The organism is Glaesserella parasuis, from assembly GCF_002015085.1.
In the GTDB taxonomy this organism is placed as follows: domain Bacteria; phylum Pseudomonadota; class Gammaproteobacteria; order Enterobacterales; family Pasteurellaceae; genus Glaesserella; species Glaesserella parasuis.
In genome coordinates, this window is the sequence record NZ_MUXW01000026.1 from 34,848 (window position 1) to 54,147 (window position 19,300).

General features: G+C 40.4%; 14 protein-coding genes and 1 pseudogene. 5 read left to right on the plus strand and 10 right to left on the minus strand.

Annotated features, from left to right (window positions below):
• Positions 1-73: 73 nt before the first annotated feature.
• Both recN and B0183_RS12935 read right to left on the minus strand, forming a co-directional pair.
• Positions 74-1,753 carry a DNA repair protein RecN gene (recN, locus tag B0183_RS07385; RefSeq protein WP_005713398.1) on the minus strand — a complete coding sequence of 560 codons (1,680 nt, stop codon included), beginning with the start codon at positions 1,751-1,753 and terminating at the stop codon, positions 74-76.
• Between the two features lie 242 nt (positions 1,754-1,995).
• Positions 1,996-2,220 (minus strand): annotated as a pseudogene (locus tag B0183_RS12935) (hypothetical protein); the annotation flags it as partial.
• A gap of 9 nt (positions 2,221-2,229) precedes the next feature.
• Between B0183_RS12935 and B0183_RS07395 the strand changes: the two are divergent.
• Positions 2,230-3,072 (plus strand): TonB-dependent siderophore receptor, encoded by an 843-nt coding sequence (locus B0183_RS07395; protein ID WP_021114212.1) that lies wholly within the window; start codon positions 2,230-2,232, stop codon positions 3,070-3,072.
• 67 nt (positions 3,073-3,139) lie between these two features.
• Positions 3,140-4,801: an ABC transporter ATP-binding protein/permease gene (locus B0183_RS07400; protein WP_062924033.1), complete on the plus strand. Its 1,662-nt coding sequence runs from the start codon at positions 3,140-3,142 to the stop codon at positions 4,799-4,801.
• A gap of 97 nt (positions 4,802-4,898) precedes the next feature.
• On the opposite strand, the gene B0183_RS07405 is transcribed toward B0183_RS07400, so the two are convergent.
• The 4 genes from B0183_RS07405 to rpsT all read right to left on the minus strand — a co-directional run bounded on the left by B0183_RS07405 (position 4,899) and on the right by rpsT (position 12,375).
• Positions 4,899-7,376, minus strand: coding sequence for a TonB-dependent receptor (locus B0183_RS07405; RefSeq protein WP_021112831.1), 2,478 nt, complete (start codon positions 7,374-7,376; stop codon positions 4,899-4,901).
• A gap of 147 nt (positions 7,377-7,523) precedes the next feature.
• Entirely contained in the window at positions 7,524-9,794 is a 2,271-nt protein-coding gene (gene metE / locus B0183_RS07410; RefSeq protein WP_078208583.1) for a 5-methyltetrahydropteroyltriglutamate--homocysteine S-methyltransferase, read from the minus strand.
• A 213-nt stretch (positions 9,795-10,007) separates the two neighbouring features.
• Positions 10,008-11,855, minus strand: coding sequence for a DNA mismatch repair endonuclease MutL (gene mutL, locus B0183_RS07415; RefSeq protein ID WP_021118332.1), 1,848 nt, complete (start codon positions 11,853-11,855; stop codon positions 10,008-10,010).
• Positions 11,856-12,111: 256 nt separating this feature from the next.
• The gene (rpsT, locus tag B0183_RS07420) at positions 12,112-12,375 is read right to left on the minus strand and encodes a 30S ribosomal protein S20 (RefSeq protein ID WP_005713402.1); all 264 of its coding nucleotides are present in this window, start codon (positions 12,373-12,375) and stop codon (positions 12,112-12,114) included.
• 240 nt (positions 12,376-12,615) lie between these two features.
• On the opposite strand from rpsT, the gene murJ reads away from it, so the two are divergent.
• Positions 12,616-14,187, plus strand: a complete 1,572-nt coding sequence (murJ, locus tag B0183_RS07425; protein ID WP_078208584.1) for a murein biosynthesis integral membrane protein MurJ — start codon at positions 12,616-12,618, stop codon at positions 14,185-14,187.
• 63 nt (positions 14,188-14,250) lie between these two features.
• Here murJ and cysK read toward each other — a convergent pair whose 3' ends face one another.
• Positions 14,251-15,201 (minus strand): cysteine synthase A, encoded by a 951-nt coding sequence (cysK, locus tag B0183_RS07430; protein WP_078208585.1) that lies wholly within the window; start codon positions 15,199-15,201, stop codon positions 14,251-14,253.
• A gap of 182 nt (positions 15,202-15,383) precedes the next feature.
• Between cysK and B0183_RS07435 the strand changes: the two genes are divergently transcribed.
• Positions 15,384-16,130: a ribonuclease T2 family protein gene (locus B0183_RS07435; RefSeq protein ID WP_021118330.1), complete on the plus strand. Its 747-nt coding sequence runs from the start codon at positions 15,384-15,386 to the stop codon at positions 16,128-16,130.
• On the plus strand, positions 16,130-16,624 hold the full coding sequence (locus B0183_RS07440; RefSeq protein ID WP_075604867.1) for a SprT family zinc-dependent metalloprotease: 495 nt from the start codon (positions 16,130-16,132) through the stop codon (positions 16,622-16,624). Before B0183_RS07435 ends, B0183_RS07440 begins: the two co-directional genes overlap by 1 nt.
• Before the next feature lie 121 nt (positions 16,625-16,745).
• On the opposite strand, the gene ruvA is transcribed toward B0183_RS07440, so the two are convergent.
• The 3 genes from ruvA to B0183_RS07455 all read right to left on the minus strand — a co-directional run bounded on the left by ruvA (position 16,746) and on the right by B0183_RS07455 (position 19,178).
• Entirely contained in the window at positions 16,746-17,354 is a 609-nt protein-coding gene (ruvA, locus tag B0183_RS07445) for a Holliday junction branch migration protein RuvA (protein ID WP_021109984.1), read from the minus strand.
• Between the two features lie 193 nt (positions 17,355-17,547).
• A complete protein-coding gene (locus tag B0183_RS07450) occupies positions 17,548-18,114 on the minus strand; it encodes an acetate uptake transporter (RefSeq protein ID WP_021111209.1) in 567 nt (188 codons plus the stop codon).
• A gap of 14 nt (positions 18,115-18,128) precedes the next feature.
• Positions 18,129-19,178: an extracellular solute-binding protein gene (locus tag B0183_RS07455; protein WP_026916986.1), complete on the minus strand. Its 1,050-nt coding sequence runs from the start codon at positions 19,176-19,178 to the stop codon at positions 18,129-18,131.
• Positions 19,179-19,300 lie beyond the last annotated feature (122 nt).

The window sequence follows — 19,300 nt, forward strand, 5'->3', positions numbered from 1 at the left end:
ATGGGTGTTTACACAGAATTTGGGATAGGCTCCTTTGTTTTCTTTAACAAAGGCATTTTTCTATTCCACTGAATTAACCCTGTTCTGCCAAATCTAACATTTCCTGAGCATTCGCTAACACAGCATCGGTAATTTTTTCTCCCCCTAACAGTCGGGCTAAGGCTTTTACTCGTTCTTTTGGTGTTAGCAAACTCATTTTGGTTTCTGTTTGATTATTCTCAACTTGTTTTTGCACATTAAAATGATGATTACCGTGACTTGCCACTTGCGGTAAATGGGTTACACACAACACTTGGCATTTTTTGCCTAGCTGGCGTAATAATCTGCCAACTACCGTTGCAGTTGGTCCGCTGATCCCAACATCGACTTCATCGAAAATAATCGTCGGCGTTGAAAGTTTATTCGCCGTTAAAACTTGCACCGCAAGGGAAATCCGTGATAACTCGCCACCAGATGCAATTTTAGCTAATGGTTGTGCATTTTGCCCTAAGTTACTGCGAAGATTAAATTCAACGAAATCCGCCCCATTTGCGGATAATTTGTCGAGATTATGCTGAATATCAATGAAAAATTCGCCGTTTTCCATTGCTAATTGTTTAATCTGTTTGGTCACTTGGGCTGACAGTTTTTGCCCTGCATCTACCCGCTTGTGATAAATTTTTTCTGCTAATTCAACACATTGTTGATAGGCTTGTTGTTCATCGGCAATTAACTGTTCTTCATTCTCTGCAAAATCTAATAAGGTTTGTAGCTCTTGTTTTAAGCCTAAATGTTTTTGCCATAGTTTATCAGGGGTAATGTGATGTTTGCGAGCCAGTTGCATTGTTTGGCTAATGCGTTGATCTAATTCATTTAATAGCTCAGGATCTTGCTCGATTTTATTGGCAAGATGATTGATTTCAGAGCTGGCTTCCTGTACTTGAATTAAGGCTTCATTGAGCATTTCTAATGCCGATTGATATTGGCTATCGACTTCGACTAGCTCTTCCAAATCCCGAATAGCACGATAGAGCATTGTATCTACATTGGCATTATCATCACTTAACAAATTCAATACAGATTGTGACAGTTCCGTTAATTGCTCGGAATTAGCAAGGCGAGCGTGATCTTCTTCTAGTTGCTCAAATTCCCCTTCTTTAATCGCAAATTCATCAAGTTCTTCCACTTGATATTGCAAAAGCTGTTTGCGAGCTTCATTCTCTTGACATTGTTGATGGAAATTTTTCACCTGTTTATGCAATTTTCGCCAACTATGATATTGCGTTGCCATTTCCGCTAATAATGGGTGTAAATTGGCATAATTATCCACCACTTCAAGCTGATACTCACTTTTCAGCAAGAGCTGTGGGGCGTGCTGACCATTCAAATGGATAAGATATTGCCCAAGCTCTCGCAGTTGCGAAACAGGGATTGGGTGATTATTGACAAAGGCTTTGGAACGCCCTTCTTGATTAATCATACGGCGTAAAATGCACTCTTGTGGATTATCTTCATCAAGTAGCTCGTGTTCCTTTAACCATAAATAGGCAGGGCTAGTAGGTTGCATAGAAAATGTCGCCGAAATATCCGCTTTATCTGCGCCATTACGGATCATTGAGCTTTCAGAACGATAGCCTAAGCATAAGCCAAGCGCATCAATCCCGATAGACTTACCAGCCCCTGTTTCCCCTGTAATGACGGACATTCCTTCATTTAATTCAAGGGTTAGGTGACGAACAATCGCAAAATTATTGATGGTTAATTGAGTTAGCATAAGAAAATACCCATACGAAACACTGTATGAGCATATAGTATCACTGTTTTTATACACAGTAAATAAAATACAGAAAATTTTATGGTAAAGAATAGGACAAATTTATTGTTATTTTGGAAGATATATTCAGATGCAATGTACATTACAAGGAATACATCCGAAATTAGCCCAAGTAATAGGGCTAATTTCAGATTGTTGACAAAGATATCTATACTATTTCCATAGTTTAAGATAAATATTAACTACACCAACTCCGCCCTCAATTTCTTGGTCACTTCCACCATCACTTGCAACTGCTCAATGGTTTCTTTCCAGTCTCGGGTTTTTAAGCCGCAGTCTGGGTTTACCCATAAGCGTTCTTTTGGTACCACTTTCAAGGCTTTACGCAACAAGTGTTCGATCTCTTCTGCTTTTGGTACGCGTGGGCTGTGAATGTCGTACACGCCCAGGCCGATGTCGTTGGGGTAAACGGGGGAATGATAAAACTCGAAATAAAATTTATTTTTAAAACGGTAAATAATAGAGATTGGTGGAATAATAGAGTTGATACCGATGCGGATGAACATTCACACTTAAAACGCAGCCGTTTTGTACCTTACTTTGGTTTAACTTACGATCTTAATGAAAACAATAGCTTATATTTAAGTTATACCAGTATTTTCAAACCAAATAGCTCAATAGATCGTGATGGCAATGTGTTAAAACCGGTATTAGGCAACAATCAAGAAATCGGCTGGAAAGGCGAATGGTATAACGGACAGCTTAATGCAACTGTGGCGTTGTTCCAAATTAACCAAAAAAACCGCCCTGTCTATATTGATGATGCCACCCATAAAAATGGGGGATATTACGGCACATTAGGCGAAGTACGCAGTCGTGGTGTTGATGTCGAAATCTCAGGGAAGATCACAGACGATTGGCAACTGTTTGCAGGTTATACATTTAATCAAAGCAAATACTTAGAAACGGAAAGTTCTCGCTATTTAGCCGGAACAAATTATAGTAAACATACACCAAAACATATGTTCCGCCTTTATACGGACTATAATTTACCATTCGACAGCAAAAAATGGTCGGTTGGTGCAGGGGTAATGATGCAAAGCGAAACGGATAGTTTATACTCGGTCAAACAAGGCGGTTATGCGATTTGGGATGCCAATATCCGTTATCAAGTCAGCAAACATATTGCCTTAGGGATTGTCGGAAAGAATTTAACTAACCGCAAATACTATGAAAACAATCGTGTCAGAACCTTAGGTATCAATAATTTCTACGGTCAGGAACGTACCGTTGTATTTAACTTAGATTGGAAATTTTAATTAGTAAATTTTCACTCGGAACAGACCGCTTACAAGCGGTCTGTTCTTTTCTCTTTTTTGCAAAACGATGAAAACACTTCGACATTTCAAACAACTTGCTACGCCATTTTGGTTTCGCCGCCAGCAATGGTTTGAGTGGCTATTACTTGTAGCAATGCTTGGATTTGCCCTTTTGATTATTAGGGTAAGCGTATGGATTACTGAATGGAATAAGCTTTTCTACGATGCCCTGGCCGATTTCAACGGCAAAGTGATTCCCCAACTAGTGCTAAATTATTTGAGTTATATTACGTTGATTGTAGCTTTTATTGTATTCGGCAACTGGATACGAAAAATCCTGATTTTCCGTTGGCGAGAACATTTGACCAAGCAATTTCAGCAACAATGGCTAAGCCAGCACAACCACTATCATTTGACTTTTTCAAACGATATTGATAACCCCGATCAACGGATTGCGGAAGACTGTTTTTTATTCGCTGAACAAAGTATCGACTTATTCAAATATTTTGTGATGAATGTAGCAAAATTAGGGGCTTTTATCACGATTTTATGGCAAATGTCTTGCATGCAACAGTTTTCTTTTGCGGGAGTGGATTGGACTATTCACGGCTATTTAGTTTGGATTGCATTGCTTTACTCTCTGATTTGTACGCTTTTTATGCATTTTATCGGACATAAATTACAAGGTTTAAATGTTGAGCGTCAGCATAAAGAAGCGGACTATCGAGCAACTTTATTGCGTATTCGCGACAATTCGGAGCAAATCGCCTTTTATCACGGTGAAAAACAGGAAATTTCACGATTATCTGCTCGTTTTCAAGGGATCAAACAGAATTGGTTTGACTTAATTAAACGAGAAATGAAAGTGGAAACCTTCTCCGCCACTTACCTACGTTTAAGCCTGTTTATTCCAATTTTAGCAACCTTGCCGATGTATCTCGCCCGAACAATGACATTTGGCGATATGATGCAGGCTCGTAGTGCATTTTCCAATGTGCAAGACGGTTTCGGTTGGTTTATGGATTACTATAAACGTTTGATTGAATGGTCGGCAGTAATTAAACGTTTAGCCGATTTTCAGGAACGCTTAACCAAATTAGAGCTACAAAGTACATCGCACATTATTTCATCTTCTGATTGTAGCCTTGAAGTAGATAATCTTACCGTTCAAACACCGCAAGGCAAACCACTGTTTGCAAATTTTTCACTCAAACTGACCGCTTGCGATTGGGTTTTACTAGAAGGAAAAAGCGGTATTGGTAAATCTACGCTGCTCAGAACCTTAGCGGGTTTATGGCAGCATTATCAAGGCGATATTCGTCTTCAAGCTCGTTCTTTCTTATTTTTACCGCAAAAGCCTTATTTAGCGGAAGACAGCTTACGAGCCGTGCTAAGCTACCCCGATGAACCGCTTAATGATGATGTCAGATTGCAATGTCTTTTAAAACAAGTTGGCTTATCACATTTAGCGGATTCGCTTAATGAGGTACAAGAGTGGCAAAAACGGCTTTCAGGTGGCGAACAACAACGCATCAGTATTGCTAGAGCCTTATTACATCGCCCCGATATACTTTTTTTAGATGAGGCAACAAATCAGCTGGACGATGAATCTGCTTGCTATTTAATGAAACAGTTACAGAAAGAATTGAATAATAGTATTTGTATTGCGATTAGTCATCAGGAAGTTGTGCAATCATTATTTAGAAGTAGATGCTTAATATTGCCGTAATGCAAGCCTTACTCTTTCGAGCCTCAAGCGGTAAGATTCATTCAATTTTTTGCAAAAAATGATCTAAATCTTACCGCTTGTTTATATCCAAATTTGTTTAGAACTTGTAGTTAACACCTAAACTTATATTTCGTCCCATTTGTGGAATATAAGGTAAGAAGGTTTCATGGGCATACACTTCTTCATTCAGTAAGTTATTCGCTTTGAGAAATAGCTCGTACTCCCCTTTCGCTAATTTGTTTTGATAAGTAAGCCCAAGATTCAGCATATTATGCCCTTGCGTGACATTTTCAAATTTTGAAATGCGATGTTGCGTGAAGACATGATAATACTCTAATTCACCTTTGAGATTTTCAGTAAAATCACTTTTAATGCGAGCCCCAACCCGAATTGGGGGAAGACGTGGGGTGTACATTTTCGCTTGCTCTTCATACACTGGTTCTTGTACACGAATTTGACGCTCAATTCCCATTTCGTTTCTAACTTTAGAAGCTGCTCGCCATGGTTTCATTTTCGGATTTTCCTGCATCAGTTTTTCTACTGCTTTGGTAAACTCTGGATTATCTACATAACTTACTTTATCGCTGGTACGAATATCGTGGGCTTTTAAGTAACCTTTTACATAATCACCGAATAGGCTGATATGATGTTTTGGTGTAACTTGATAACCAAAATTAACTTCCACACCATAGAAGCGAGCAGGAGCTTGCATATAGCGATTAATGCGTAAATCGCTATCTTGCTTCATTGAAGCAGGTCCTCTCCCTGAGTTGAGTGTATAGAGATAGGTATAGTTATCAAAGTTGTATAAGAACCCACTCAGATAATAGCTAAATTTATCGCCTTCATAGCTTAATCCTAAATCAAGGTTATTAGATTTTTCTTTGCTTAGCCCTTTATTACCCATTTCAAATGAGTTTGTTGCCAAATGCATGCCATGCGCATATAGCTCTTGTGCGTTAGGAAGCCTTTCTTGGTGCGAAGCGGTCAGAGAGAGCTTATGATTTTCTTTAAATGCCCAATGCGCACCTAGCGCAAAAGAATGTGCTGTTTCTTTATGTGCTTGGGTTAAAGTATAGTAATTATCCATGGCATGAGCTGTTTCCGGTCTTTTACTATCAATATATCCAAGAGAGAGAAACTCATTACGTACTTTTTCATGATCGTAATCTTTGGTGACTTTTTGTTTTTCTAAACGTGCAGAAGCCTCAAAGGTAATATCATTCCATTGATAACTTTCTAAACCGAATAAACTCCAGTTCTGCATTTTGTTATTGTTCAATAACTGCTGTACGCCACGATGTTTGTGCTTATGTGTTGCAGAATCTTCTGGAGATAATGCACTATTTTTTTGTTCAAGGTATTGAATGCCCCATATCCCCGTTAAATTCCCGATTGGGCTATGTACAAATTCCAGACGAGTGGTGAGCCCTTTATTTTTAAAGAGATTTGCTGCTTTTTCTCCCTCTATTTCTCCGTGCTGATAATTTACATGGCTTGCGTTAAATCTCAATTTATCTACATACTTAAAGGGTTCGATAATCTCGCCTCTAAAATCGTAACGCTGACTTTTCAAATCGACATAAGGCGTAGCTGACAAACCATGGGCATGACAATCCGCCATATTTACGCCTGGATTAGCCCAAAAGAGATGTCGATCATCGGCAAGTTCAGGGTAAGGGAATAAATAGGGATATTGCTGTTTAACACTTTCATTAATAATCCTTACCGCACAGCCTTCATAAATATGATTATGAGCGGGTAATCCATATTTATCTTGGCGCTCGGTATAGGCAAGCCCTAGATAGCCTTTTTCATGAACCCAAGAGATGCCAGCCGTGCCGACTTGTGATTTTGCCCAACTTTCAGGGACATGTGAAAGATTTTGATAGCTCATCTCTCTACGATTAAAGGCTTTTTTATCTGCATAAGTGCCATAACGATAATGTGGCGTTTTGTAGTTCCCTGCTTGTTTTGATAAACCTTCAAGATGAACGGCTATATTCGGATGAATGGCAAAGGTAACACCTGCGGTGGTCAATTTTTCATTGTTATTGGTATTAAAACGGAAACCTATCTCGCTCTTAAGTCCATTCTGTGGCATGAAATTCGGAATTTTATTATCAAGTACGTTGATTACCCCTGCAGCATTGCCTGAACTGTATAGCAAGGTAGAAGGTCCCCTAACGATTTCAACTTGTTTGGATAATGTTGTATCCACCGTTACCGCATGATCCGGCGACATAGTGGACATATCCACCACATCACTATTATTTTGTAATATCTTGATACGCTTACCTTCTTGCCCACGAATAATCGGCGCTGAAGCTCCGCCACCATACTGGTTAGAATGAATTCCTAACTCACTAGATAAAGCGTCCCCTAGTGTTGTTGATTTCTGTTTGAATACTTTTCCATCGATCAGCTTATCACTTACATTCGGGCGATCTCCTAGCAAGTTACTCTCCGCCACTTTGGCTTCTACCTGAATTTCCTCAAGTTCTGCCACTTCTTCTGCATATACACATACAGAAAAAATAGAAATTATTGAAAGCGTTATCGCATTTTTTTTCATTTTGTCTCCTTTAGATAAATTAACCATATTTTTTTTATGGAATAATAAATAAAAAGGAGAATAAAATCAATTAAAGCTTAATTTTTTTATGGATTTGATAACAAGGAAAAGGGCGTTAAATATAACGCCCTAGAGTAAATCTTAAAATTAATCCAACTCCGCCCTCAATTTCTTCGTCACGTCCACCATCACTTGCAACTGCTCAATGGTTTCTTTCCAGCCTCGGGTTTTTAAGCCACAGTCCGGGTTTACCCATAAGCGTTCTTTTGGTACAACTTTCAAGGCTTTACGCAACAAATGTTCGATCTCTTCCGCTTTTGGAACGCGTGGGCTGTGAATGTCGTACACGCCCGGGCCGATGTCGTTCGGGTATTTGAAGTCGGCAAAGGCGGTAAGTAGTTCCATATCGGAACGTGAGGTTTCAATGGTAATCACGTCCGCATCTAAGCCGGCAATCGCTGGCAAAATGTCGTTAAATTCGGAATAACACATATGAGTGTGGATTTGGGTGTCATCTTGTACGCCCATATAGCTTAAACGGAAGGCTTCGCCCGCCCATTGCAAATAAGCGTCCCAATCTGACCGCTTGAGTGGCAAGCCTTCACGGATTGCAGGCTCATCAATTTGGATCACTTTGATCCCTGCCGCTTCTAAATCCAACACTTCGTCCGATAAGGCTACGCCGATTTGTTTGCACACCGTTGAACGTGGAATATCGTTACGCACGAATGACCATTGTAAAATCGTCACAGGCCCTGTTAGCATTCCTTTCATCACTTTGTTGGTGAGGCTTTGGGCATATTGCGACCAACGCACCGTCATCGGTTCAGGGCGAGCCACATCGCCATAAATCACAGGCGGTTTGACGCAGCGTGAGCCGTAACTTTGCACCCAACCGAATTTGGTAAAGGCAAAGCCGTCAAGCAATTCGCCGAAATATTCCACCATATCGTTACGTTCCGCTTCGCCGTGAACCAGCACATCTAAATCTAACTCTTCTTGGCGGCGAACCACATATTCAATTTCTTTTTTCATCGCCGCTTCATAATCCGCAAGGCTTAACTCGCCTTTTTTGAAACTCGCACGAGCGTGGCGGATTTCGCTGGTTTGTGGGAACGAACCGATATTTGTCGTTGGCAAAAGCGGTAAGTTTAGCCACGCATTTTGCTTCGCAATACGCGTTGCAAATGGCGATTTACGGCGATCTGCCCCTTCAGGTAAGTTAGCTAAACGTGCCGCCACTTCTGCACGGTGGATCTCTTTTGATGTTGCACGCGCATCCGCTGCCGCTTGGCTTGCCACTAATTGTGCTTGCACCGCTGTTCGACCTTGTTCAAGTGCGGTCTTAATTACCGACAATTCTTCAACTTTTTGTAGCGTAAAAGCAAGCCATTGATAAAGTTCAGGTTTATTTGCTTGTAATTGCGTTTCCACCGCTAAATCAAAAGGCGTATGTAACAAAGAACAGCTTGGGGCAATCCACAAACGTTCGCCAAGTTTGGCTTTTAATGGCTCAAGCAGATCTAATACTTGATTTAAGTTCGCACGCCAAATGTTACGCCCATCAATCACGCCAGCCGAAAGCACTTTGCGGTAATCGTCAAATGTCGCAAGTTGTTCAGGTGCGCGAACTAAATCCAAATGCAAACCGTCCACCGCTAAGCCTTTGAGCAATTCTGCGTGTTCTGCCACTGAGCCAAAATAGGTGGCTAATAACAATTTCGCATCCACTTGGCTTAATTCCTCATAGACCGCCTGATAAGCCGCCAACCATTCCGCAGGTAAATCTAAGGCTAAAGCCGGCTCGTCAATTTGGATCCATTCCACACCTTCCGCCGCAAGTGCGGTTAAAATTTCACGGTAAACAGGCACAAGTTTGTTTAATAACTCAAAGCGATTGAAGGCTTCGCCCTTCTCTTTGCCTAACCAAAGGAAAGTTAAAGGCCCGACAATCACAGGTTTAACCTTCAAACCTAAAGCTTTCGCTTCACGGATTTGATTAACGTAGTGAGCAGGGTTGGCTTTAAATTCGGTGTTTTTATGGAACTCAGGCACAAGATAGTGGTAGTTGGTATCAAACCATTTGGTCATCTCAATGGCAAATTGATCTTTGTTACCACGCGCCAGTTGGAAATATTGCGAAAGGGTTAAATTTTGGCTGTCAAAACCAAAACGCGCAGGAATTGCTCCCGTTGCTACTTGTAGATCTAAAATATGATCGTAAAAGGTAAAATCGCCCACCGCTACGAAATCGGCGTTTGCCGCCGCTTGGTGCTGCCAGTTTTTCTCACGCAAGGCTTTGGCTAAATCTAATAAATCTTGTTCTGCGATTTCACCACGCCAGTAACGTTCCTGTGCAAATTTTAATTCACGTTTCGCCCCAACGCGTGGAAAGCCTAAGATGTGGAATGTTGTCATAATATGTTCTCCTTTGATAGATTTGATATTTCTTTTATTTAGACGTTTAGCCGTCTAAATGGCTAGTTGTATAATCTACAAAACAACAACATTATGCAAGTTCATAATTTTCACAAACATTATGAAAACTTTTCATGGTAACTTATACACCCAAGCTCGAAAATCATTCAATATACCTTATGGGTATAGATGGAATAGATAGAGATTTTTTCTCTAAAGATTTATTAGTATTTCTTCAAAATCCACTTCAACTCTCAACGCCTCTAACATCGCTTTCCCCCTCGGCAGCACTTCAACCTCCGCCAACAACGCCACCGCTTCACTCAAACTGCTAGCGGTTGGATAAGTCGCATTTTTTGCAAAAAATTCGGCACAATCGACCGCTTGTTGATTGAATAGACTAAACAGCAGTTGTTGCAGATTTTGTTCGCGTAAACAAGTTGGGACTTTTTGAATGGTAAGGCGAGTTTGCCCTTGCCACTGTTTTGTTTGAATATCAAAACCCAAGTCTGCCAAAGCGGTTTGCGATTGTTGCCAAGACGCTGTTTGCTGTTCATCAAGGGTTAAACTTAGCGGTATCAACAGAGCTTGATTTTCCCTTTTGGCTAACTCAGCTTGTAGTTTTAATTGAGCCAATTTTTCAAGGGAAAGCAGATAAAAGGTTTCGCCCTGTTTCATCAACAATGCTTTCTGTTTCACTACCGCTAAGGCTTGAGCATAGGGCGTGGCCGGCTCGGCTATCGGTTCAACAAGCGGTGTGATCTTGGCTATTTTTGACAAATCTTGAACAGGTTCTGACCGCTTATAGTCTTGCATAGGTGACGTAGAAAGCAATTCGCCATACCACTTCTGTTCGCTTTTGCTTACCCCTGATGAGCGAGTATTGCTGTAATTTGGGCGTTCTGCGTGAGTTGATGAAGTCAAGCGTGGTTCACGATAACTGTGAGCGAAAATATTCTGCCCCGAAGCCACACGGTTGGTGTCGGCAATATAATTCGGCAATGCTTCACTGACATTCGTTGTCAGCGGTAAATGATGTTGATCTTCAAGAGCATTCAAAACACCTTGGTAGATAAAATCGTGGACTAAACGACTTTGATGAAAACGCACCTCGTGTTTTGCAGGGTGAACATTAACATCAACGTGGCTTGGGTCAAGATCTAAAAATAGCACAAAAGCAGGGTAATGATCCTTCGGCAACCGTTCCCCATAGGCTTGGCGAATAGCGTGGTTGATCGTTTTATCTCGCATCATTCGCCCATTGACGTAGCTGTAACAGAGATCGTTTTGCACTCTCGCTAAACTTGGTGAGCCGACCCAGCCGTAAATATGTAGATCGTCGTGTTGCCAATCAATGTGTACCGACTGCTGAATAAACTCATCACCGCAAATCGTTGCAACCCGTTTTTTTTGCTGTTCAAGCTGTTGTGTCGCCACCGCTTTGTAGTAACGCACTTTTTTCTCATTATGGGTCAGCGTAAAAGTCACATTCGGTTTTGCTAATGCAATACGGCGAACCACTTCATCAATATGGGCAAATTCGGTTTTATCGGTACGTAAAAATTTACGGCGAGCAGGGGTATTGAAGAACAAGTTAGCCACTTCAATAGTCGTGCCGACAGGGTGAGAAGTAGGCTTGATTTCAACCTCCATTTCACGCCCTTGTGCATAGGCTTGCCACGCTTCTGCCTGATATTCAGGGCGAGAAGTGAGCGTTAAACGGGACACCGAGCTGATACTGGCTAAGGCTTCACCACGAAAGCCCAGACTTAAAATACTCTCCAGATCTTCAAGGGTAGCAATTTTGCTGGTGGCGTGACGAGCCAAAGCTAAAGCGAGATCTTGCTTGCCGATCCCACAGCCGTTATCTCGAATACGGATCAACTGCGATCCGCCTTTCTCAATATCGATCTGAATTTGCGTTGCCCCTGCGTCCAAGCTGTTTTCCACCAGCTCTTTAACCACCGACGCAGGACGTTCCACCACTTCGCCAGCGGCAATTTGGTTGGCGAGTTGGGGAGGGAGGATTTGAATAAGGGGTTTAGATCCTTTAACGCTCATATGTAAGAAAAATAGAGATAATTTGAAATAGATTCTATCACAAATAATATTTATTACGTTGAGTATCAAATAAATTCTCTTATTCTATTTCTATGCTTATTAGAATTAGCTTTTACACATTAAATTTTATGAGATTTGATACGATGCTTACTATTCTCAAATAGATAAGCTGTAGGAAAGCATTTTTATGCAAATCAAAAAAACCGACCAAGCGGTCGGTTTTCCAAAAAATTTGCAAATTTGTTTAAAAAAGCAATTACGCTAATTTTTTGATTTGAGCAGCTAACTTAGATTTGTGGTTAGCTGCTTTGTTAGCGTGGATTAAGCCTTTAGATGCCATACGATCCACAACTTTTTGCATTTCAACGAAAGCTGCTTCTGAAGCTGCTTTATCACCAGTTGCTACTGCGGCGTATACTTTTTTGATGAAGGTACGCATCATTGAACGTTGGCTTGCGTTATGTTGGCGGCGTTTTTCTGATTGAACCGCACGTTTTTGTGCTGACTTGATATTAGCCAAGGTCAAACTCCTAAAAATATCTGTGTAAAAATAAAAACATAAAAAACAATTTTTTATGCAGTGCTATCGATAGTTTAAATTCATTTTCAACGAGACACGGGCTTGAAAATAACATCGTTTCACACAAGAAATGTTCTTGAGTAAAAGACAGAGGCGGATTTTAGCAGTTTTTTTCTGATTTTCCTATAACAAACTGCTAAAATTCCGATCAATTTTTTAAGAAGATAAAGAGAACAAATTGTGAGCAAGAAATTATTACGATCAGGAATGATTGTCAGCGGTATGACCCTACTTTCTCGTATTCTTGGTTTAGTACGTGATGTGGTGGTTGCTAACTTACTGGGGGCAAGCGTTGCTGCCGATGTATTTTTATTTGCCAACCGCATTCCTAACTTTCTTCGCCGTTTATTTGCCGAAGGGGCGTTTTCTAAAGCCTTTGTGCCTGTTTTAGCGGAATATAATGCCGATAATGATCCAGACAAAACTCGTGAATTTATTGCAAAAGTATCAGGGACTTTAGGTGGATTAGTGACTGTTGTTACCTTAGTCGCAATGATTGCATCTCCTGTGATTGCCGCATTATTTGGTACGGGTTGGTTTTTAGATTGGATTAATGACGGTCCGAATGCAGAAAAATTTACCCAAGCCTCGTTGTTACTCAAAATTACATTTCCTTATTTGTGGTTTATCACTTTTGTTGCATTATCGGGGGCGATTTTAAATTCGTTAGGTAAATTTGGTGTAATGGCGTTTTCCCCTGTTCTGTTAAATGTGGCAATTATTTGCGTTGCAATTTGGGGAAAAGATTTCTTTGCCTCGCCCGATACGGCACTTGCCTGGGGGGTATTTTTAGGTGGCTTATCACAATTCCTATTCCAAATCCCTTTTATGAAAAAGGAAGGTTTATTGGTTAAACCTAAATGGGCTTGGCACGATGAAGGGGTAAAGAAAGTTCGCAACTTAATGATTCCTGTCTTATTCGGTGTATCTGTTACCCAACTGAACTTGCTCATTAATCAGATTATTGCCTCATTTTTAATCACAGGCTCAATCAGTTGGCTCTACTATGCTGACCGTTTAATTGAGTTCCCACTTGGATTATTCGGTATTGCTATCTCTACGGTGATCTTGCCTAGCTTATCTCGTATTGCCAAACAGAAAGATTTGACGGAAGAACAACGTAAATTTAACTTTGAGCAAACAATGGACTGGGGTGTTCGTATGGTATTACTGCTTGGTATTCCTGCGATGGTTGGAATGATGATCCTTGCTCAACCGTTGATGATGACGATGTTTATGCACGGGAAATTTCAACTCAATGATGTTATCGCTTCTTCGCAAGCTCTGTTTGTGATGTGCTTTGGCTTAATTAGCTATATGTTAATTAGTATTTTGGCGAACGGCTTTTATGCTAACCAAAACACCAAAACACCAGTCAAAATCGGTATGATTGCAGCGGTAAGTAATATCTGTTTTGGTGTACTGGCTATTCCTTTCGGTTTTATTGGACTAGCAATGGCTTCGGCACTTTCCGCTGCGGTAAATGCTGGCTTACTTTATCGTGGCTTAGCTCAAAAGGGCATTTATAAAGTCACAACAACCACGGCAATTTTTACCATTAAACTGCTGATTGCTGCCTGTGTAATGGGGGCGTTAGTGTCCTATTTTTCTCCGGATTTAACAGGTTGGAACACATTGAATTTTTGGGCGAAAGTCCATTGGCTTGCGTGGTTAATTGTACTTGCTGCAATCAGCTATTTTGCCACTCTTGGGGTGCTTGGTGTGCAAATAAGATCATTCAAGGTAAATTAAAGTGACTATTTTTAGATCGTATAGCAATATGAGAATATACATTGCTACACGATATTTTGTACATTAACTTTCAATCCCCTCAAACAACAAGGTACTTAAATAACGTTCTGAGGCGGAAGGTAAAATGGCCACAATTGTCTTATCCGCAAATTCAGGTAATTTTGCTAAACGATCTGCGGCAGCGACAGCTGCACCAGATGAAATCCCGACCAAAATACCTTCTTCGGCTAACAAACGACGAGCGGTTGCAATGGCGGTTTCGCTATCCACTTGCTCAACACGGTCGATCAAACTTAAATCCAAGTTTTTCGGAATAAAGCCTGCACCAATGCCTTGAATTTTGTGTGGACCTGGTTTGATTTCTTCTCCGTTTAACATTTGTGTAATCACTGGCGACTCGGCTGGCTCAACCGCTACGCTGATGATTTGTTTACCTTTATCTTGCTTGATGTAACGGCTTACTCCCGTGATCGTACCGCCCGTACCAACACCTGCGACAAAGGCATCAATATTGCCTTCTGTTGCTTCCCAAATTTCAGGACCTGTCGTCTGCTGGTGAATGGCTGGGTTTGCTGGATTTTCAAACTGTTTAAGCATAATATAACGGTTCGGATCACTCGCAATAATTTCTTCAGCTTTCGCAATCGCCCCCTTCATTCCTTTTGCCCCTTCGGTTAGCACCAAATTTGCCCCTAAGCCACGCAGCAATCGACGACGCTCAATACTCATTGTTTCAGGCATTGTTAATGTCAATTTATAACCACGAGCCGCCGCTACATAGGCTAGCGCAATGCCAGTGTTACCACTGGTGGCATCGACAATTTCCTTATCTTTCGTCAAGATACCATCTTTTTCTGCCTGCCATACCATATTTGCACCAATTCGGCATTTAACACTAAAACTTGGGTTACGAGCTTCTACTTTAACCAATAAATTCCCGTTGTGACCGAAATTCTTTAAACGAACAATCGGGGTATTTCCTATCGTTTGTGAGTTGTCTGAATAAATTGTCATTGTTATGTTCCTCGTGCTAGTTTGAATGCGGTTAGCATACGGATTTTTAGCCTAATGTTAAGGATAAGAATGGCATTTAATATAACTAAAAGAAATAACAAGCGGAGATTTTCTCAGGGAATTTTGCAACCACTGACGCAAGTGGTATAGTAACCCTTTATTTCTAATGCTTAGATTTACCAATGAAAAAACAGCAATCCACTCAAAAACATACGCTTACTCAGCTCATTTCCCTTGTGGTGATCGGTATTTTTTCCGTCATTACTTGGTTTAACAATGAAAAGAAAGAACAAGAACGTAAGCAACCAACGCCAGCACCAACGGTTTCACAAAGCACCAACAATGTTGAAATCCCAAGCCAGTTAGGCAATTACGATACCAATATGGCAAAAGATAAGTTTGGGCAAAACCTACAAGCCTCTGTGGATTACTATATGTTAGCACTTTCGTGGTCGCCAAGTTTTTGCGAAGAACAGAGAAGCAAAAATAACGGCAACGTCCCAGCTCATCTTGCATTGCAGTGCAACCAAGCCTCGAAATTTGGTTGGGTTATTCACGGTTTATGGCCACAATCGGCAACTGCAAGATCAGCTGATGAACACCCACGTTTCTGCCAAGGCGATTTGGCTCAACTACCTGAAAATCTGATTAAACAATATCTACCAGAGTCTCCAGGGGCAAGTTTGTTACAAGGACAATGGGAAAAACACGGAGCCTGTGCGTTCAATAATGCAGAAGACTATTTTGAGAAACAGAAACAACTTTTCCGTAGCCTCAACCTACCAGGACAAGAACTCTCACGCAAAGAACTATTTGCGTGGTTAAAAAAATTTAACCCACAGCTTAAAGAGGCTTATCTTGGAGCCAGTCGCAACGAACTTTATATTTGTTACGACAAGAGCTGGAACGTAATGGATTGCCCTCGCTAGTGCAACATCTTCGTGAACTCAAAATGCAAGTCCAACGCCAGTTAAAACGAGATTTGGACAAGGCAAACCGCTATTTTAACAAACACTTTACGCCCCCAACGGTAAGTTACACCGTACGAGGGAGAAAGGCTGGTGTGGCTTACTTGCAACAAAATGAAATTCGCTTGAACCCTATTTTATTGAGTGAAAACAGCTCAAACTTCGTGCAACAAGTTGTCCCACACGAACTTGCTCATCTACTGGTTTATCAACAATTCGGACAAGTACAGCCACACGGCAAAGAGTGGAAAATGATGATGAAAGAGGTTCTCGGCGTGCCTGCCGAAACGTACCATTGCTTTGATGTAACCAATGTTGCGGGACAACAATTCCCCTACCGTTGCGGTTGCCAAACGCATTTTTTATCAATCCGCCGTCATAACGCTATTATGCAACACAAGCGGTCTTATATTTGCAAAAAATGCAAAGAGATATTGGTGTTGAAGGTCAAGTGAACATTGCTACTTAAGAAAACGTTCCATCTGAATCATAAATGTCGACTTTTAGGTATAGTAGACAAATTTTTTCTGAACTGTTTTGTCTACTATACCTAATATCTCAGGGCAATCAATATAGCTACAAAGCATTTTTTAAAGCCTCTCGAATAAGTTGCTCACTTGTTGATTCAGATTTCCTGTTTACTTTTTTAACCATTTTTTCAGCATCTGCTGCCTTATATCCTAATGAAATCAAAGCATCAATCGCTTCATTTACTGGGCTCATAGACGCCATTGATAAAAGATTTCCTGATGGTTGTAAAATAGAAATTTCATGATGAAATAAAGTTGAAAATTTTCCTTTCAATTCAACCAACAAACGCTCTGCCGTTTTACGTCCAATCCCTGGTATTTTGATAAGTTTTGCTAATTCTTCCTGTTCTATAGCAGACATAAATTCAGAAACTGACATTGCTGACAAAATAGCTAATGCTAACTTAGGCCCTACACCGTTTGTTTTAATTAGTTCACGAAATAGCATACGCTCTTGCTTCTGAACAAATCCAAATAAAAGGTGCGCATCTTCTCGGATTACCAGATGAGTGAAAATCATGGTATCTTCATTAAGATCAGGTAGATTATAGAAACTAGTCATTGGCATCAATACTTCATAACCCACTCCTTGAACATCAAGTACCATTGATGGAGGAGATTTTTCAATAATCCTACCACAAAGTCTTCCAATCATTTTTGTTTATCCATTAAGTAATAGGGCAATTAGAATAATAGAAAATAAGATCACAGTATTTTATTTTTTAATACACAAATAAAATAAATTTCCCGATAGATAACCATTCTGAAAGGAAAACTGAGATCAAAAAGGCTGTGTTCCGTACTCCTAAACACACCCTAAACCACAGATTCTCTAATTTACCGCAAAATTATTTCGGTGCGCCGATTGGCAACACAGTGCGTCCAAAACTTTCGTTAAGAATTTCAGCAGCTGCTAAATAGAATGCTAATAACGCAGTTAATAAGCCGAAGTTACCACCAATGTGAGTAATAGTTGCATTGTGAGTGAAATCACCTGCTGCTAATAGGTAGAATGTGATGGTAAGAGCAAGGAAAATCGCTTGTAATGCACGCGGTTTTGTTAAGGTGCCGAAGAACATCATTAAGGTAAATGTACCCCAAACTACTAAGTACCAACCGATAAATTCAGGTGATACGGTTGCACCGAAGAACACTTTTAATAATGCAAATGACCACCAGAATGAACCATAGCTGATAAATGCAGTGAAACCAAAAGTGTTACCTTTTGAATATTCAAACATACCTGCAATCATTTGTGCAGTACCGCCGAAAGCGAAGCCCATTGCAAGCACTAAGCCTACATTTTCGCCACCGAAAGTACCGTTGTTGATTAAACTTAATAGCCACGTTGTTAATGCGAAACCACATAAACCAAGTGGACCAGGATTTGCTGTTGCTGTATTGTGAGCAGACATTTTTTAACCTCTAATTAACGTTTTGTTCTAAGTAAATTCCAGTATTTTTCATAAGTTTCAACGGCATCGCCGACATCACTTTGTAAAACACCTTTTTCAATTTCTGCAAGCGGTGGGAAAATCAGTGGATCTTGCACTGTTTCTGCAGGTAATAATGCCTTCACATTTTCGTTAGGCATTGAGAAACCCATCGTTTCAATTACCATTTTTGCACTTTCAGGACGCAGCAAGAAATCAATAAATTTATGTGCTGCTTCCTTATTTTTTGCATTTTTAGGAATGACGTAATTATCCATCCAAATTACCGCCCCTTCTTTTGGGAAGATAAATTTTAAGTCTGGATTTTCACTCTTCGCTCTATATGCCGAACCTGTCCATTGCATTCCAATCGCAACTTCGCCTTGTAAATAAGGCATTTCAGGAGAATCCGAGTTAAATACAAGTACATTTGGCACAAGTTTTGTTAAACGCTCGTAAGCAGTTTTAATTTCATCAGCATTAGTGGTGTTCGGTGATTTACCGTCTAACAATAATGCTATATGAAACACTTCACGAGAGTCATTCATCAGCAATACCTTGCCTTTGAATTCTGGTTTCCATAAGTCGCCCCAGCTTGTAATCATGTTTGGGTCAATGTCTGACGCATTCACACCAATACCCGTTAAGCCATAGACATAAGGAAGTGAGTATTTGTTTTCAGGGTCAAACTCTTTACCCATTAAGGCTTTGCTTACGTTGTGGAAATTGCTTAATTTGCTTTTATCAATTTCTGCTAACATTCCATCTTTTGCCATTTTTCCAACATAATAGCTTGACGGGAAAACAATGTCATAACCCGACCCATTCGTTAATTTTAACTTTGAGTACATTTCTTCGTTACTTTCAAAGGTGGAGTAGATCACCTCAATTCCCGTTTCTTTGGTAAATTGTTCTAGTAAAGAAGATGGAACATATTCTGTCCAGTTATACACATACAATTTTTCGGCTGCCTGCGCAGTGAGTGCCAAAAATGCAACACCTGCGACAGAAAGTTTATTCAAAAATGATTGAGCAAATTTAACCAATCTTCAAATCCTCTTAATGAAAAAGATAAATAATTCCTTTGCAAATATCAGCAGTTAAACACCCGCTTGTTTGCAAATTCCTCTTGCTGAAAAGCGGTGAAGTATAGCGATTTTATGGCGAT

Bases quoted from the DNA above. Each gene is read 5' to 3' on its own strand.
- recN (WP_005713398.1), bottom strand. From the start codon at position 1,753: ATGCTAACTCAATTAACCATCAATAATTTTGCGATTGTTCGTCACCTA.
- B0183_RS07395 (WP_021114212.1), top strand. From the start codon at position 2,230: ATGATAAAACTCGAAATAAAATTTATTTTTAAAACGGTAAATAATAGA.
- B0183_RS07400 (WP_062924033.1), top strand. From the start codon at position 3,140: ATGAAAACACTTCGACATTTCAAACAACTTGCTACGCCATTTTGGTTT.
- B0183_RS07405 (WP_021112831.1), bottom strand. From the start codon at position 7,376: ATGAAAAAAAATGCGATAACGCTTTCAATAATTTCTATTTTTTCTGTA.
- metE (WP_078208583.1), bottom strand. From the start codon at position 9,794: ATGACAACATTCCACATCTTAGGCTTTCCACGCGTTGGGGCGAAACGT.
- mutL (WP_021118332.1), bottom strand. From the start codon at position 11,855: ATGAGCGTTAAAGGATCTAAACCCCTTATTCAAATCCTCCCTCCCCAA.
- cysK (WP_078208585.1), bottom strand. From the start codon at position 15,201: ATGACAATTTATTCAGACAACTCACAAACGATAGGAAATACCCCGATT.
- B0183_RS07435 (WP_021118330.1), top strand. From the start codon at position 15,384: ATGAAAAAACAGCAATCCACTCAAAAACATACGCTTACTCAGCTCATT.
- ruvA (WP_021109984.1), bottom strand. From the start codon at position 17,354: ATGATTGGAAGACTTTGTGGTAGGATTATTGAAAAATCTCCTCCATCA.
- B0183_RS07450 (WP_021111209.1), bottom strand. From the start codon at position 18,114: ATGTCTGCTCACAATACAGCAACAGCAAATCCTGGTCCACTTGGTTTA.